This is a genomic window from Pseudomonas sp. FW305-96 (genome assembly GCF_058783825.1).
The window spans coordinates 1-14,274 of sequence record NZ_JBYSYW010000008.1 but is presented as its reverse complement, the minus strand read 5'-3'; the positions used below and the strand labels follow the sequence as shown (position 1 = coordinate 14,274).

Annotated in this window: 12 protein-coding genes; 11 read left to right on the top strand and 1 reads right to left on the bottom strand. The window is 65.4% G+C overall.

Annotated features, from left to right (window positions below):
* Positions 1–46 precede the first annotated feature (46 nt).
* The 6 genes from AC3WL2_RS08195 (at position 47) to AC3WL2_RS08170 (ending at position 5,484) form a co-directional block, all read left to right on the top strand.
* Positions 47–487 carry an NUDIX hydrolase gene (locus AC3WL2_RS08195; RefSeq protein WP_102682652.1) on the top strand — a complete coding sequence of 147 codons (441 nt, stop codon included), beginning with the start codon at positions 47–49 and terminating at the stop codon, positions 485–487.
* Between the two features lie 51 nt (positions 488–538).
* The gene (mnmA, locus tag AC3WL2_RS08190; RefSeq protein ID WP_102682653.1) at positions 539–1,663 is read left to right on the top strand and encodes a tRNA 2-thiouridine(34) synthase MnmA; all 1,125 of its coding nucleotides are present in this window, start codon (positions 539–541) and stop codon (positions 1,661–1,663) included.
* Positions 1,660–2,286: a high frequency lysogenization protein HflD gene (hflD, locus tag AC3WL2_RS08185; RefSeq protein WP_102682654.1), complete on the top strand. Its 627-nt coding sequence runs from the start codon at positions 1,660–1,662 to the stop codon at positions 2,284–2,286. The genes mnmA and hflD overlap by 4 nt, the downstream gene beginning before the upstream one ends.
* A gap of 152 nt (positions 2,287–2,438) precedes the next feature.
* Positions 2,439–3,809 (top strand): adenylosuccinate lyase, encoded by a 1,371-nt coding sequence (purB, locus tag AC3WL2_RS08180; RefSeq protein ID WP_046856178.1) that lies wholly within the window; start codon positions 2,439–2,441, stop codon positions 3,807–3,809.
* A gap of 81 nt (positions 3,810–3,890) precedes the next feature.
* Positions 3,891–5,057 (top strand): ribosomal protein uL16 3-hydroxylase, encoded by a 1,167-nt coding sequence (locus tag AC3WL2_RS08175; protein ID WP_102682655.1) that lies wholly within the window; start codon positions 3,891–3,893, stop codon positions 5,055–5,057.
* Positions 5,050–5,484: a GNAT family N-acetyltransferase gene (locus tag AC3WL2_RS08170; protein WP_102682656.1), complete on the top strand. Its 435-nt coding sequence runs from the start codon at positions 5,050–5,052 to the stop codon at positions 5,482–5,484. Before AC3WL2_RS08175 ends, AC3WL2_RS08170 begins: the two co-directional genes overlap by 8 nt.
* Before the next feature lie 201 nt (positions 5,485–5,685).
* Here the strand turns inward: AC3WL2_RS08170 and AC3WL2_RS08165 are convergent, their stop codons facing one another.
* Positions 5,686–7,536 (bottom strand): polyurethane esterase, encoded by a 1,851-nt coding sequence (locus AC3WL2_RS08165; protein WP_102682657.1) that lies wholly within the window; start codon positions 7,534–7,536, stop codon positions 5,686–5,688.
* A 237-nt stretch (positions 7,537–7,773) separates the two neighbouring features.
* Between AC3WL2_RS08165 and AC3WL2_RS08160 the strand changes: the two genes are divergently transcribed.
* The 5 genes from AC3WL2_RS08160 to AC3WL2_RS08140 all read left to right on the top strand — a co-directional run bounded on the left by AC3WL2_RS08160 (position 7,774) and on the right by AC3WL2_RS08140 (position 13,953).
* Complete coding sequence (locus tag AC3WL2_RS08160) at positions 7,774–9,720, top strand: DNA topoisomerase III (RefSeq protein ID WP_102682658.1); 1,947 nt, start codon at positions 7,774–7,776, stop codon at positions 9,718–9,720.
* 91 nt (positions 9,721–9,811) lie between these two features.
* The gene (locus tag AC3WL2_RS08155; protein WP_102690683.1) at positions 9,812–11,101 is read left to right on the top strand and encodes an NAD(P)/FAD-dependent oxidoreductase; all 1,290 of its coding nucleotides are present in this window, start codon (positions 9,812–9,814) and stop codon (positions 11,099–11,101) included.
* Entirely contained in the window at positions 11,094–11,645 is a 552-nt protein-coding gene (locus AC3WL2_RS08150; RefSeq protein ID WP_102685480.1) for a helix-turn-helix domain-containing protein, read from the top strand. Before AC3WL2_RS08155 ends, AC3WL2_RS08150 begins: the two co-directional genes overlap by 8 nt.
* A gap of 10 nt (positions 11,646–11,655) precedes the next feature.
* The gene (locus AC3WL2_RS08145; RefSeq protein WP_102685481.1) at positions 11,656–13,008 is read left to right on the top strand and encodes a glutamine synthetase family protein; all 1,353 of its coding nucleotides are present in this window, start codon (positions 11,656–11,658) and stop codon (positions 13,006–13,008) included.
* Positions 13,009–13,179: 171 nt separating this feature from the next.
* Positions 13,180–13,953, top strand: coding sequence for a TSUP family transporter (locus AC3WL2_RS08140; RefSeq protein WP_102685482.1), 774 nt, complete (start codon positions 13,180–13,182; stop codon positions 13,951–13,953).
* Positions 13,954–14,274: the final 321 nt, after the last annotated feature.

The window sequence follows — 14,274 nt, the reverse complement described above, 5'->3', positions numbered from 1 at the left end:
TTGTGGCTTGCAGCTTGAAACTTGCTACTTAGGGAGAGAATCGACCGTGTCTTGGCAACCCCACATCACTGTCGCCACCGTCGTCGAACACGAGGGCAAGTTCCTCTTCGTCGAGGAGTTCAAGGCCGGCCGACATGTCTTCAACCAGCCCGCCGGCCACCTCGAAGCCAATGAAACCATCACCCAGGCCGCCCTGCGCGAAACCCTCGAGGAAACCGCCTGGGAAGTCGAGCTCACCGGCGTGGTCGGCATCTACCTATATACCGCCCCCAGCAACGGCGTCACCTACCAGCGCATCTGCTTCGCCGCCCGCCCCGTGCGCCACCACCAAGGCCGCGCACTGGACAGCGACATCGTCCGCGCCGCATGGCTGACCCGCGACGAACTGCTGGCCGAGCCGTCGCGCTGGCGCAGCGAGCTGGTGCCGCGCTGCCTCGACGACTACCTCAAAGGCCCGCTGCACAGCCTTGACCTGCTGCGCGACTGACGCCGGTTTGATAGAATCGGCGTTTTTCCCCTCTGATACACATCGGTAGCCATGACCAGCCCAGCACTCAAAGACCCCGCCAAGACCCGCGTCATCGTCGGCATGTCCGGCGGCGTGGACTCTTCCGTCTCCGCCCTTCTGCTCATGGAGCAGGGCTACCAGGTGGAAGGTCTGTTCATGAAGAACTGGGAAGAGGACGACGGCACCGAATACTGCACCGCCCGCGAAGACCTGGCCGACGCCCAGGCCGTGTGCGACCGCATCGGCATCAAGCTGCACACCGCCAACTTCGCCGCCGAATACTGGGACAACGTGTTCGAGCACTTCCTCGAGGAGTACAAGGCCGGCCGCACGCCGAACCCGGATATCCTCTGCAACCGCGAAATCAAGTTCAAGGCCTTCCTCGACTACGCCCTGTCCCTGGGCGCCGACCTGATCGCCACCGGCCACTATGTGCGCCGCCGCGACACTGGCGAGCTGACCGAGTTGCTCAAGGGCCTGGACCCGAACAAGGACCAGAGCTACTTCCTGCACGCCGTCGGCGGCAAGGAAATCGCCCGCACCCTGTTCCCGGTAGGCGAACTGGAGAAACCCGAGGTACGCGCCATCGCCGAGAAACACGGCCTGGCCACGGCCAAGAAGAAGGACTCCACCGGTATCTGCTTCATCGGCGAGCGCCGTTTCAGCGACTTCCTCAAGCAGTACCTGCCGGCCCAGCCGGGCGAGATCCAGACCACCGAGGGTGAAGTGATCGGCCAGCACCACGGCCTGATGTACCACACCATCGGCCAGCGCCAGGGCCTGGGCATCGGCGGCCTGAAGGACGCCAGCGACGAGCCGTGGTACGTGCTGGAAAAAGACCTCACGCGCAATGTGCTGGTGGTCGGCCAGGGCAACGAGCATCCGTGGCTGTTCTCACGCGCCCTGCTGGCCTCGGAAATTTTCTGGGTAAACCCGATCGACCTGTCCAGCCCGCGCAAGCTCACCGCCAAGGTGCGCTACCGCCAGGGCGACCAGCAGTGCACGCTGGAGCAGACCGCCAGCGGCTACCGCGCAGTGTTCGACGAGCCGCAGCGCGCCGTCACCCCGGGCCAGTCGGTGGTGTTCTACGACGGCGAGGTATGCCTGGGCGGCGGCGTGATCGAAATCGCCGAGCCATGGAGCCCGCGCCCATGAACAACCTCCAGGAGCAACTGATTGCCCTGGGCGGCGTGTTCCAGGCCGCCGTGTTGGTGGACCGTATCGCCCGCACCGGCCAGGCAAGCGAAGCCAATATCGGCTGCATGCTCGGCAGCCTGCTGGTGGTCGACCCCAAGGACACCCTGGAAGTGTTCGGCGGCGACGACCTCAACCTGCGCGACGGTTACCGGGCACTGGTCGGCGCCCTGGAGCGCGACCCCAGCAGCCTGCAACGCGAGCCGCTGCGCTACGCCCTGTCGATGCTGGGCCTTGAGCGCCAACTGAACAAGCGTGGCGACCTGCTCGACACAATCGGCAACCGCCTGCCGCAGATCCAGTCCCAGGCCGAGCATTTCGGCCTGGTTCATGAAAACGTCATCGCCTCCAGCGGCGCCTTGTACCAGGACACCCTGAGCACCCTGCGCCAACGTATCCAGGTGCACGGCGACATGCGCTTCCTGCAGCAGGCCAGCAATGCATCGAAGATCCGCGCCCTGCTGCTGGCCGGCATCCGCGCCGCGCGCCTGTGGCGCCAGCTGGGCGGACATCGCTGGCAGCTGGTGTTCAGCCGGCGCAAGCTGCTCAACGAGCTGTACGGCATGATGCGTACCGCCGATTGAAATGAACCGTGGGAGCGGCGGTGCGCCGCCGCTCCCGCGCCAGCCACCACACGCTTCGAAATGGCCCGACCTTTGGTCAGCCACCCGACCCGGGCGCGTTTTTCATGTATGATATGCGCCCTTCCAAAAGCCTGACTGTCCGAGAACACCCCATGCAGCTCTCCTCGCTCACTGCGGTTTCCCCTGTAGACGGCCGTTATGCCGGCAAAACCCAGGCCCTGCGCCCCATTTTCAGCGAATTCGGCCTGATCCGTTTCCGCGCCCTGGTCGAAGTGCGCTGGCTGCAGCGCCTGGCCGCCCACCCGCAGATCGGCGAAGTGCCGGCGTTCTCCGCCGAAGCCAACGCCGTGCTGGACAGCCTGGCCACCGACTTCAAGCTCGAGCACGCCGAACGCGTCAAGGAAATCGAGCGCACCACCAACCACGACGTCAAGGCCATCGAGTACCTGCTCAAGGAGCAGGCCGCGCAGTTGCCTGAGTTGGCCAAGGTCAGCGAGTTCATCCACTTCGCCTGCACCAGCGAGGACATCAACAACCTGTCCCACGCCCTGATGCTGCGCGCCGGCCGTGACGAAGTGCTGCTGCCACTGATGCGTCAGATCGCCGAAGCGATCCGCACCCTGGCCCACACCCACGCCGCCGTGCCGATGCTGTCGCGCACCCATGGCCAGCCAGCCTCGCCGACCACCCTGGGCAAGGAACTGGCCAACGTCGTCTACCGCCTGGAGCGCCAGATCGCGCAAGTGGCCGCCGTGCCGCTGCTGGGCAAGATCAACGGCGCCGTGGGCAACTACAACGCCCACCTGTCGGCCTACTCGCAGATCGACTGGGAAGCCAACGCCCGCGCCTTCATCGAAGACGAGCTGGGCCTGGTGTTCAACCCCTACACCACCCAGATCGAGCCGCACGACTACATTGCCGAGCTGTTCGACGCCATCGCCCGCTTCAACACCATCCTCATCGACTTCGACCGCGACGTCTGGGGCTACATCTCGCTGGGCTACTTCAAGCAGAAGACCGTTGCCGGCGAAATCGGCTCCTCGACCATGCCGCACAAGGTCAACCCGATCGACTTCGAGAACTCCGAAGGCAACCTGGGTATCGCCAATGCGCTGTTCCAGCACCTGGCCAGCAAGCTGCCGATCTCGCGCTGGCAGCGTGACCTGACCGACTCTACCGTGCTGCGCAACCTGGGCGTGGGCTTCGCCCACAGCGTCATCGCCTACGAGGCCAGCCTCAAGGGTATCGGCAAGCTGGAAGTCAACGAAGCCCGTATCGCCGCCGACCTGGACGCCTGCTGGGAAGTCCTGGCCGAGCCGATCCAGACCGTGATGCGCCGCTTCAACATCGAGAACCCCTACGAGAAGCTCAAGGAGCTGACCCGTGGCAAGGGCATCACCCCTGACGCGCTGCTGACCTTCATCGACGGCCTGGACATGCCGGCCGAAGCCAAGGCCGAGCTCAAGCAGCTGACCCCGGCGACCTACATCGGCAACGCGGTGGCCCAGGCCAAACGCATCTAAGCTGACCGTCGCGTGCAACGCCCGGCCTGGCCGGGCGTTTTTATTCCCGTACGAAAATTACGTTTTTTCAATAGGTTGAACATGAATTCTGATACTCCACTGCAACTGTTGGGCGGCCTCACGGCCCGTGAATTCCTGCGCGACTACTGGCAGAAGAAGCCGCTGCTGGTACGTCAGGCCTTCCCTGACTTCGTCAGCCCCATCGACGCCGACGAGTTGGCCGGCCTGGCCCTGGAAGAAGAAGTCGAGTCGCGCCTGGTGCTCGAGCACGGCGAGCGCCCGTGGGAGCTGCGCCGCGGCCCGTTCGCCGAGGACGCTTTCAGCGACCTGCCCGAGCGTGACTGGACCCTGTTGGTGCAGGCCGTGGACCAATTCGTGCCGGAAGTGGCCGAGCTGCTGGAAGAGTTCCGCTTCCTGCCGAGCTGGCGCATCGACGACGTGATGATCAGCTATGCCGCGCCCGGCGGCAGCGTCGGCCCGCACTTCGACAACTACGATGTGTTCCTGCTGCAAGGCGACGGCACGCGCAACTGGAAAGTCGGGCAGATGTGCAACAGCGACAGTGCGCTGATCGACCACGCAGACCTGCGCATCCTCGCTGACTTCGAGCAGAGCGACGAGTGGACCCTCGAACCCGGCGACATGCTCTACCTGCCGCCGCGCCTGGCCCACTACGGCGTCGCCGAGAGCGAGTGCCTGACTTACTCGGTCGGTTTCCGCGCCCCGAGCGCCGCCGAAGTGCTGACCCACTTCACCGACTTCCTCGGCCAGTTCCTGCCGGATGAAGAGCGCTACAGCGATGCCGACGCCCAGCCGGTCAGCGACCCGCACCAGATCCAGCACGATGCCCTCGACCGCCTCAAGGCGCTGATCGACAAGCATATGTCCGACAAGGATCTGCTGCTGACCTGGTTCGGCCAGTTCATGACCGAGCCTCGCTATCCTGAGCAGGTGGTGGGCGAAGAGCTCAGCGAACAGGAGCTGCTCGACTATCTCGGCCAAGGCGCCATCCTGATTCGCAACCCGAGCGCACGCCTGGCCTGGTCGGAGTTCGGTGACGACCTGCTGCTGTTCGCCAGCGGTCGCAGCTGCCCGCTGCCAGGCAAACTGCGCGAACTGCTGAAGCTGATCTGCTCCGCCGACGCCCTGCACAGCGAAAACCTGGGGCAGTGGCTGCAGGACGAAGACGGCCTGATGCTGGTACAACAGCTGGTCATGCAAGGCAGCCTGGGATTTGCCGATGAATAAGATCAGTGTTCGACTGGCCGACTGGTACAAGGACAATGCCGACATCCACCGCATCCGCAGCGCCGTGTTCGTTGCCGAGCAGCACGTGCCGCCAGAGCTGGAGTTCGACGCCGAAGACCCAACCGCCGTGCACTTCCTGGCCATGGAGGGCGACTACCCGATCGGTACCGCCCGCCTGCTGCCCGACGGCACCATCGGCCGGGTTTCGGTGCTCAAGGACTGGCGTGGCTTGCACGTGGGCGATGCGCTGATGCGCGCGGTGATCATCGAGGCGCAGAACCGTGACCTCAGCCAGCAGATGCTCAGCGCCCAGGTGCATGCAACGCCGTTCTACGAGCGTCTGGGGTTCCGCGTGGTCAGCGAGGAATTCCTCGAGGCCGGCATCCCGCATGTGGACATGGTTCGGGATTCGCGCGAGATCGCCTGAGCAACGGGCCGGCTAGCGCCAGCCATCGCCGGCAAGCCGGCTCCCACACCGACCGCGCCGCTCTCAAGCCAAGCGCCGTCCCTGTGGGAGCTGGCTTGCCAGCGATGAGGCCCTTACAAACAGCACAAGACAATTGCTCCCACGAACAGCGCTTTGCCTGAGGGAGCCAGCTTGTCGTGCCGACGAACAGCAGCCCCAGGATCAGGCAATCACGATCTGCCCATCCCCAACGCCCTGCCCCGCAATCCCCACCAGCGTCACGCTGTCCCCGCCGAACTTCAGCACCAGGTCATCCCCCACCTGGCTGGCATGGGCACGCCAGTCCGGCGCGGCGGTGCCGCCGTCCACGCCAATGAACACCAGTCGATCCTGGCCGGTGAAGTCCAGCACCCGGTCCTGGCCGAAATGGCCGCTGAACAGGAAGGTGTCGCGCCCCCCGCCACCCATCAGCACATCGTTGCCCGTGCCGCCGACCAGCACGTCATTGCCGGCGCCGCCCAGCAGTCGGTCGTCACCGCCCAGGCCGAACAGCCACTGCCCCTGATTACCCGCCACCAGCTGGTCGCCTGCCTGGGTGCCGTTGAGCGAGGACGCGTAGGGGGTGATCTTGCCGCTTTCGAACAACCCCTGCGCCGCCACCCCGTGACTGACTTCCTTGCTGAAGATCAGCAGGCTCGACTCTTTGCTCACCAAGCTCTCGACATTGCGCACCAGGCTGATGCCGCCCTCGGCGTCGCGCACGTACAGCGTGCCTTCGCCATCCCGGGCGATGCTCAGGTTGGCCAAGGCATCCTGCAGCTTCAGGGTGTCATGGCCGGCGCCACCGTCGATCAGGTTGAAACCGCCGTCATCGCGGAAGGTATCGTTGCCGGCCCGGCCTTCGAGGTAGTCGTTGCCGCGCCCGCCATGGATCAGGTCGTCCTTGTCCGAGCCGATAATGAACGTGCTGCCCTTGTGCGGCTCCGCATTGCGGTTGAGGTCCTCGACCCAGGTCGAGCCACGGGTCACGTCCGACAGGTTGCTGACCAGGATGGTCGAGTCGCGGCTGGTCCACTGATAGAAGGACGAATCCAGCACACGCCCAAGGCCATCGGTGTAGGCCGTCGGCAGGTGCGACAGCCAGGTGGCGATGTTGCCGATGGAGAACGGCAGCAGGTTCCAGGCGTCGGACGCGTAGTGGTCATTGAAGTTGACGATATTGTTGGTGGCCGAGGCCTTGGCGCCGTCGTGCACGCCCAGGGTGCCCCAGGTCGCCGAGGTGCCATCGAGCGCGCGGAACACCGGGTCGTTCTCGTAGCCGATATTGAGCACCTTGTTGGCGTCGGCAGCCTGGGTCGGTGAGGCGAAGGCGACGTAGCGCGCATCCTGGTAGAAGCCGCCCCAGCGCGAACCGCTCAGGTCGGCCAGGCTGTTGACCGCCAGGCCACCAAGGCTGTGCCCGCTGACGGTGATATCCGCGCCGCTCAGGCCGTTGGCCTTGGCAAAGGCCGCGACATCGGCGAGCAGCTGCCCGAATGCGTTACCGGCGTAATCACGGGCATAGCCTGCCGGGCCGATCGCCGCCAGCAGGTCGTTGATGGCGTCACCGATGGTGTCGCCCAGCAGGTTCTCACGCGGACCGCTGGTGCCGCGAAAAGCGATGCCGATGCCGCTGAGCTGGCCGGCGGCATCGTAGCGGCCGAGGATCTCCACCTGCGCCGAGGTGTAGCCCTGCGCTTCGCCGTGGAAGGTGCCGCGGGCGTCGGTCTTGCCCTGGTAGCCCAATTGCGCCGCGCTGATCGGCGACCAGCCGGCGGCCTTCACCTGGGCCAGGGCCCTGGCTTCGGCGTCCGGGTTCCAGGGGATGCCGGGGATCACACCCTGGCTGTCGGTACCGCCGATCAGTGCCTTGACCAGCGTGGCCGGCAGACCTAGACCGAAGCCGTACTTCTGGTAGCCGGCGCCGAAGCCATCGTCGATGCCATGGTAGGCGTAGGTGGCCAGCGCCATGGCGTCCTTGTAAAGCGCAGAGGAGGCAGTGCTGTCGAGCTGTCGGTAATCGAATACGGGCATTGGTTTACATCCCTGTTGTTCTTGTAGGAAGGACACCCCAGCGACATCGTCCGGTGACACGACTGACGGGCGAAAGGCAAAGCTGGCACGCATTTGCCACCTCGTCCAACCCGAAGGGATGACGTCCCTGCCAAAGATGCGGGCAAAAAACCTGTACATGCATACAGATAAAACTTGCCTGCGCGCCCTGGCTTGCGCATCCTAGTGACCAACTTTCACGATGAAGCGTTTTCGGCCATGCGCCTCTTTCTCTGCGAAAAGCCCTCCCAGGCAAAAGACATCGCCAAGGTTCTCGGCGCCCAGCGCCGCGGCGATGGCTGCTGGCAGGGCACCGATGTCTGCGTGACCTGGTGCATCGGCCACCTGCTGGAGACCGCCCCGCCGGACAGCTACGACGAGCGCTACAAACGCTGGACCCTCGAAGACCTGCCGATCATCCCGCAAAAGTGGAAGATGACCGTCAAGCCCAAGACCGCCAGCCAGTACAAGGCGGTCAAGCGCCTGCTGGGCGAAGCCCGGGAACTGGTGATCGCCACCGATGCCGACCGCGAGGGCGAGATGATTGCCCGCGAACTGGTCGAGCACTGCCGCTACCGCGGCCCGATCCAGCGCCTGTGGCTGTCGGCGCTGGACGATGCCTCGATCCGCAAGGCGCTCGGGCGCCTGCTGCCCGGCAAGGAGACCTTCAGCCTCTACCATTCGGCCTTGGGCCGCTCGCGGGCCGACTGGCTGATCGGCATGAACATGAGCCGCCTGTTCACCCTGCTCGGCCGCCAGTCCGGCTACCAGGGCGTACTGCCAGTGGGCCGGGTGCAGACCCCGACACTGCGCCTGGTGGTGGACCGCGACCGCAGCATCGCCAACTTCGTGCCCGTACCGTTCTGGGCCATCGACGTGCAACTGGAAAGCGCGGGCGCCGTGTTCAACGCCCAGTGGCGCGCCCCCGAGGACGCCTGCGACGATCAGGGCCGCTGCCTGAAGCAGGACATGGCGCAACAAGCCGCGGCCGACATGCAGGCCGCGGGCAGCGCCCGGGTGCTGAAGATCGCCACCGAACGGGTGCGCGAGGCCGCGCCGCTGCCCTTCGACCTCGGCACCCTGCAGGAGGTGTGCTCGAAGAAGCTCGGCCTCGGCGCCCAGGAAACCCTGGATATCGCCCAAGCCCTGTACGAGACCCACAAGCTCATCACCTACCCGCGCAGCGACAGCGGTTACCTGCCCCTCAGCCAGCATGGCGAGGCCCCTGCCATCCTCGCCGCCTTGCATCGCGCCGACAGCAGCCTCGCGCCACTGCGGGACTACCTGGACCCACAGCGCCGTTCGCGGGCGTGGAACGACCAGAAGGTCAGCGCCCACCACGGCATCATCCCCACCGCCGCCGCCAGTGACCCGGCGCGCCTGCCACCCAAGTACAAGGCGGTGTATACCCTGATCCGCGCCCGCTACCTGGCGCAGTTCCTGCCCAACCACGAGTACGACCGCACCCAGGCCGAGTTCGATTGTGCCGGCCATGCGCTACGCGCGGTGGGCAAGCAGATTGTTGAGCCCGGCTGGCGCCGTGCGCTGCCCGAGGCATTGACTCCGGCCAAGGGTCGCGAGGCGCCACCGGCCCAGGTGCTGCCGGCGTTGCGCGAAGGCCAGGACTGCACCGTGCGGGACCTGCAACTGAAAGACCTGTGGACCCAGCCACCCAAGCCTTTCACCGAAGGCGACCTGATCAAGGCGATGAAAAACGTCGCCAAGCTGGTGGACGACCCCAGGCTCAAGCAGAAGCTCAAGGAAACCACCGGCATCGGCACCGAGGCGACTCGCGCCAGCATCATCCAGGGCTTGCTCGACCGTGGCTACCTGGTCAAGAACGGCAAGGCCCTCGCGGCCACACCCGCCGCCTTCAGCCTGATCGACGCCGTGCCCCGGGCCATCGCCGACCCCGGCACCACGGCGATCTGGGAACAGGCGCTGGACATGGTGCAGAGCGGGGAAATGAGCCTGGAGGAGTTCGTCGCCCGGCAATCGGCGTGGATGGGCAAGCTGGTGCAACGTTGCAGCGGCATGCGCCTGACCATCAGCGGGCCGGCGGCGGGCAAGGCTGCGACGCCATGGAAAAAGAAGCGTAAAAGCGCGGCCAAGGGCAAAGCCGCAGCCAGCAAACCCAGGCAGACGCGCCGCAAGGCGGCGACCTAACGCCTCGCGAGGGCATCCCCGACTGGCGCCATGAAAATCCTCTGCTATTTTTTCATGAAAATAATCAGAAAAAATTTCACGAGGCCCCGACATGTTCAAGCAATCCGCCCAGCACGTCGCCAGCTACTACGCCCGCACCTACCCCGCCACTATCCCCTTGCGCCCCACCCTACAGGGCGCCCACGACACCGACGTCCTGATCGTCGGTGCCGGCTTCAGCGGCCTGCATACGGCCTTGCGCCTGGCATTGGCCGGCCAGCGCGTGACCCTGCTGGAAGCCAGCCGGGTGGCCTGGGCCGCCTCGGGCCGCAACGGTGGCCAGGCACTGCTGGGCTGGTCGTGCGACATGCCCCCGTTGGAGCGAGCCCTGGGCCTGGAGCGCAGCCGGCGCCTGTGGGACAGCATGTGCTGGGCCGCCCGCGAGCTGCACGAACTGCCCCAGCGCCATGGCTTCGACGTCGATTATCGCCTGGGAAGCCTGTGGACCGCCGTGTTGCCGCGCCGCGTAAAACTGCTGGAGGAGGCCCGGCGTGAAGCACAGGAAAAGTTCGACTACGACTGCCTGCGCCTGATCGGCCGCGAGGAACTGCCCGAGTGGATCGACAGCCCCCGCTACCAGGCCGCGCTGTACGATCCCAATGGCGCCCACCTCAACCCGCTGAAGCTGGCCCAGGGCCTGGCCGGCGTGATCGAAGCGCATGGCGGGCGGATCTACGAGCAGAGCCAGGTGATCGATTACCAGGAACACGCCGACGGCTTCGCCGCCCGCACCGATCAGGGCGAGGTGCGCAGCCGCGTAATGGTGCTCGCCTGCAACGCCTACATCGACCGCCTCGACCGCGCGCTCTCGCGTCGCCTGCTGCCGGTGGGCTCCTACCAGGTGGCCACGGCGCCGCTGGACGCCGACTTCGCCGCCTCGCTGCTGCCGCGCAACAGCTGCGTGATCGACAACCAGTTCGTCCCCGACTATTTCCGCCTCACCCCCGACCACCGCCTGCTGTTCGGCGGTGGCTGCACGTACCTCGGTGGTATCCCCAAGGACGTCGCCGGCGCCACCCGGCCGTACCTGGAGCGGGTGTTCCCACAATTGCGAGGGGTAGCCATCGAGCATGCCTGGGGCGGCCACATCGATTGCAGCATCCAGCGCACGCCGGATATCGGTCGCCAGGGCCAACGTTACTGGCTGCAGGGTTTTTCCGGCCACGGCGTACTGCCGACCCTGGCTGGTGCACGCGCGGTCAGCGACGCAATCCTCGGTGACGACGAGCTGCTGAAACTGTACCAGGCCATCGACAATGGCCGTTTCCCAGGCGGCGACCTGCTGGCCGCGCCACTGGAAGCGGCTGCTAAGGCCTGGTACAGGATGCGCGATCATGTCTGACGATACCCACGCCCTCGCCCGTCAGGTGCGCGACCTGCGCAAGCACCGCGGCCTAACCCTTGACGAGCTGGCAACTCGGGTCAACCGCTCGCTGGGCTTCCTCTCCCAGGTCGAACGCGGGCTGTCGCGGCCCACGGTGGCTGACCTGACCGCCATCAGCGAAGCGCTGCACGTGCCTACCACCTATTTCTACCAGGCCGTGCCGCCCCGCGAGATCGACTGGGTGACCCGCCCCGGCGAGCGGCGCACCCTGTACTACGCCGCCGGGATCACCGACGTGCTGGTCTCGCCGACGCTAAGTGGCCGCTTCGCCATGCTCGAAAGCCACCTGGCGCCCGGCGCCAGCAGTGGCGAGGGGCATCTGGACGACAGCTCGGAACAAGGCGGTTTCGTCCTTGAGGGCGAGCTGACCTTGTGGCTCGAAGGCCAGGACGGCGCCGTCACCCTGACCCCCAACGACAGCTTCCAGCTGCCACCCCACAGCCAGTTCCGCTACGCCAACCTGACCGCCCGAACGACCCGGGTTCTCTGGGTCTTCCGTTGAGAGCATGCCAATGACAAGTACAACAGGCTTCCCCGATCTGCTCAGCGAAGTACGCGCCTTGCGCACCCGACACCCCGACGTGCGCTACGTCGACCTGATCAGCCTGGACATCCCCGGGCATTTCTACGGCAAGCGCTATCCCATCGACATGCTGGAAAAAGTCGCCGCCGGCAGCCCGCTCAAGCTGCCGCAGAACTGCGTACTGCTCGGCGTGCAGGGCGGGCTGTTCCCGATCGGCGACTACTGCTTCAACGACGGCGACCCGGACGCCCCGCGCCGCCTGGTCCCCGGTACGCTCAAGCCGGTGACCTGGGAGCGAGAGCCGCTGGGGCAGATGCTGATCACCTCGGACGGCACTGCGGCGCCCATCGAATTCGAACCCCGCGAGGTGCTGGCCCGCGTCCTGCAACGCCTCGAACGTCGAGGCATCCGCCCGGTGGTGGCGTTCGAACTGGAGTTCTACCTGTTCGACCAAGCGTTGAAAGAGGGCTTGCCGCAGTTCCCCCGCGACCCGGTCAGTGGCGATGCCGACGACCAGCCGAACATGCATATCGAGCGCCTGTCGCGCTTTGCCGATGTGCTGCGCGAAATGGTCGAGACTGCCAACATCCAGGGGGTGGACGCCAACGTCATTACCGCCGAACTGGGTCCCGGCCAGTTCGAGATCAACTTCGGCCATTGCGACGATGGCCTGCGCGCCGCCGACTGGGCGGCACTGTTCTGCCGCAGCACCCGGGGCGTGGCGCGCAAGCACGGGCTGCGCGCCTCGTTCATGAGCAAACCCTATCTGCACGCGCCGGGTAGCGGCATGCATGTGCATGTCAGCCTGTACGACCCGGCGGGCAACAACCTGTTGTCCGCCGATAACCAGCGGCCGCTGCGCCACGCCGTGGCCGGTTGCCTGGCGCTGCTGCCGCATTGCATGCCGATCTTCGCCGCCAACCACAATGCGTTTCGCCGCTACGGGGCCATGGTCAACGCCGCAAGCCGCGCCAGCTGGGGCTTCGAGGATCGCGACGCCTGTATCCGTATCCCCGAGTCGGATGCGCGCAACCTGCGGATCGAGCACCGGCTGGCCGGGGCGGATGGCAATCCGTACCTGGTGCTGGCGGCGATCCTGTGCGGCATGGAGCACGGGCTGGATGCCGCGCAGGAACCCATTGCGCCGCTGAACGAGGACCGTGGCAGCGGGATCGACTTTCCCAAGGACATGCTCGGCGCGGTGGCAGCGATGCGTGGGCATCCGGCGGTGAACGAGGGGTTGGGCGCGGAGTTCGTGATGGTCTATTGCGAGAACAAGCGCCAGGACCATCTGGCGTTTCTCCAGGAGGTCAGTGCGCGGGAGTATCGCTGGTTCCTGTAAGCTTCACCGGACTCATCATTGCCAAGCCCCACAGATGGACCGCGATCCCTGTGGGAGCCGGCTTGCCGGCGATGAGGCCAAAACTGGTAACACCGACCACAGGGCATTACCATGCACCACCTCTAGCGCGGCCTTTTGCCGCACCCTCCCGTCCAGCCTGCCCGTGCCCTCATGCCTTTCGAACTCACCGTAGAACCGCTCACGCTGCTGATTCTCGCCCTGGTCGCCTTCGTCGCAGGCTTCATCGATGCCATCGCCGGCGGCGGCGGCCTGCTGACCACCCCGGCGCTGCTCACCGCCGGCATGCCGCCGCACTTGGTGCTAGGCACCAACAAGCTCAGCTCGACCTTCGGCGCCGCCACGGCCAGCATCACCTACTACCGGCGCAAGCTGTTCCATCCGGCGCAGTGGCGCCTGGCGATTCTCGGCACGCTGGTGGGCGCGCTGATCGGTGCGGTGGTGGCTCACTACATGCCAGCCGAGTGGCTGAACAAGATGCTGCCGGTGATCGTGTTCGCTTGTGGCGTCTACCTGCTGTTCGGCGGTACACCGAAGGCGCCGGTGGACGCCGATGCGCCGATCAAAAGGAAGTGGCAGTTTCCGCAGGGCTTCACCCTGGGCTTCTACGACGGCGTTGCCGGGCCGGGTACCGGTGCCTTCTGGACCGTGAGCACGTTGCTGCTCTATCCCATCGACCTGGTTCGGGCCAGTGGCGTGGCGCGCAGCATGAACTTTGTCAGCAACATTGCGGCGCTGACGGTGTTTGTCATTTCCGGGCAGGTGGATTACATCGTTGGGCTGTGCATGGGGGTGTCGGTGATGGTCGGGGCGTTTTTCGGGGCTCGGACGGCGATCAGTGGGGGCAGCAAGTTCATTCGGCCGGTGTTTATTACTGTGGTGTTGGCGTTGACTGTACGGTTGGCTTGGCAGCATTGGTTTGGGTAGGGATCTGGATTTGGCTCTGGATTTGGCTCTGGATTTGGATTTGGATTTGGATTTGGATTTGGATTTGGATTTGGCTCTGGCTCTGGCTCTGGCTCTGGCTCTGGCTCGATTGTTTTGATTTTGCATACATATTCTTGAAATATGTCGACATCTAGTCACCTTTTCGCCTTTACGGCGACCTACTTTTGCTCTTGGGCAAAAGTAGGCAAAAACCGCTGGCTCCATTCATACGGCCCCTGCGCTGCGCTCCGGGGTTCCCTCGCTCCGTTCTTGCTCCCGTGGGTACCGCGCTGTACGCCCCATCCTGGGGCCCAGCGCTCG

Excerpts from the sequence above, each read along its gene's own strand:
- AC3WL2_RS08150 (WP_102685480.1), top strand. The coding sequence starts at position 11,094 with ATGTCTGACGATACCCACGCCCTCGCCCGTCAGGTGCGCGACCTGCGC.
- hflD (WP_102682654.1), top strand. The coding sequence starts at position 1,660 with ATGAACAACCTCCAGGAGCAACTGATTGCCCTGGGCGGCGTGTTCCAG.
- AC3WL2_RS08145 (WP_102685481.1), top strand. The coding sequence starts at position 11,656 with ATGACAAGTACAACAGGCTTCCCCGATCTGCTCAGCGAAGTACGCGCC.
- AC3WL2_RS08160 (WP_102682658.1), top strand. The coding sequence starts at position 7,774 with ATGCGCCTCTTTCTCTGCGAAAAGCCCTCCCAGGCAAAAGACATCGCC.
- AC3WL2_RS08175 (WP_102682655.1), top strand. The coding sequence starts at position 3,891 with ATGAATTCTGATACTCCACTGCAACTGTTGGGCGGCCTCACGGCCCGT.
- purB (WP_046856178.1), top strand. The coding sequence starts at position 2,439 with ATGCAGCTCTCCTCGCTCACTGCGGTTTCCCCTGTAGACGGCCGTTAT.
- AC3WL2_RS08140 (WP_102685482.1), top strand. The coding sequence starts at position 13,180 with ATGCCTTTCGAACTCACCGTAGAACCGCTCACGCTGCTGATTCTCGCC.
- mnmA (WP_102682653.1), top strand. The coding sequence starts at position 539 with ATGACCAGCCCAGCACTCAAAGACCCCGCCAAGACCCGCGTCATCGTC.
- AC3WL2_RS08170 (WP_102682656.1), top strand. The coding sequence starts at position 5,050 with ATGAATAAGATCAGTGTTCGACTGGCCGACTGGTACAAGGACAATGCC.
- AC3WL2_RS08165 (WP_102682657.1), bottom strand. The coding sequence starts at position 7,536 with ATGCCCGTATTCGATTACCGACAGCTCGACAGCACTGCCTCCTCTGCG.
- AC3WL2_RS08155 (WP_102690683.1), top strand. The coding sequence starts at position 9,812 with ATGTTCAAGCAATCCGCCCAGCACGTCGCCAGCTACTACGCCCGCACC.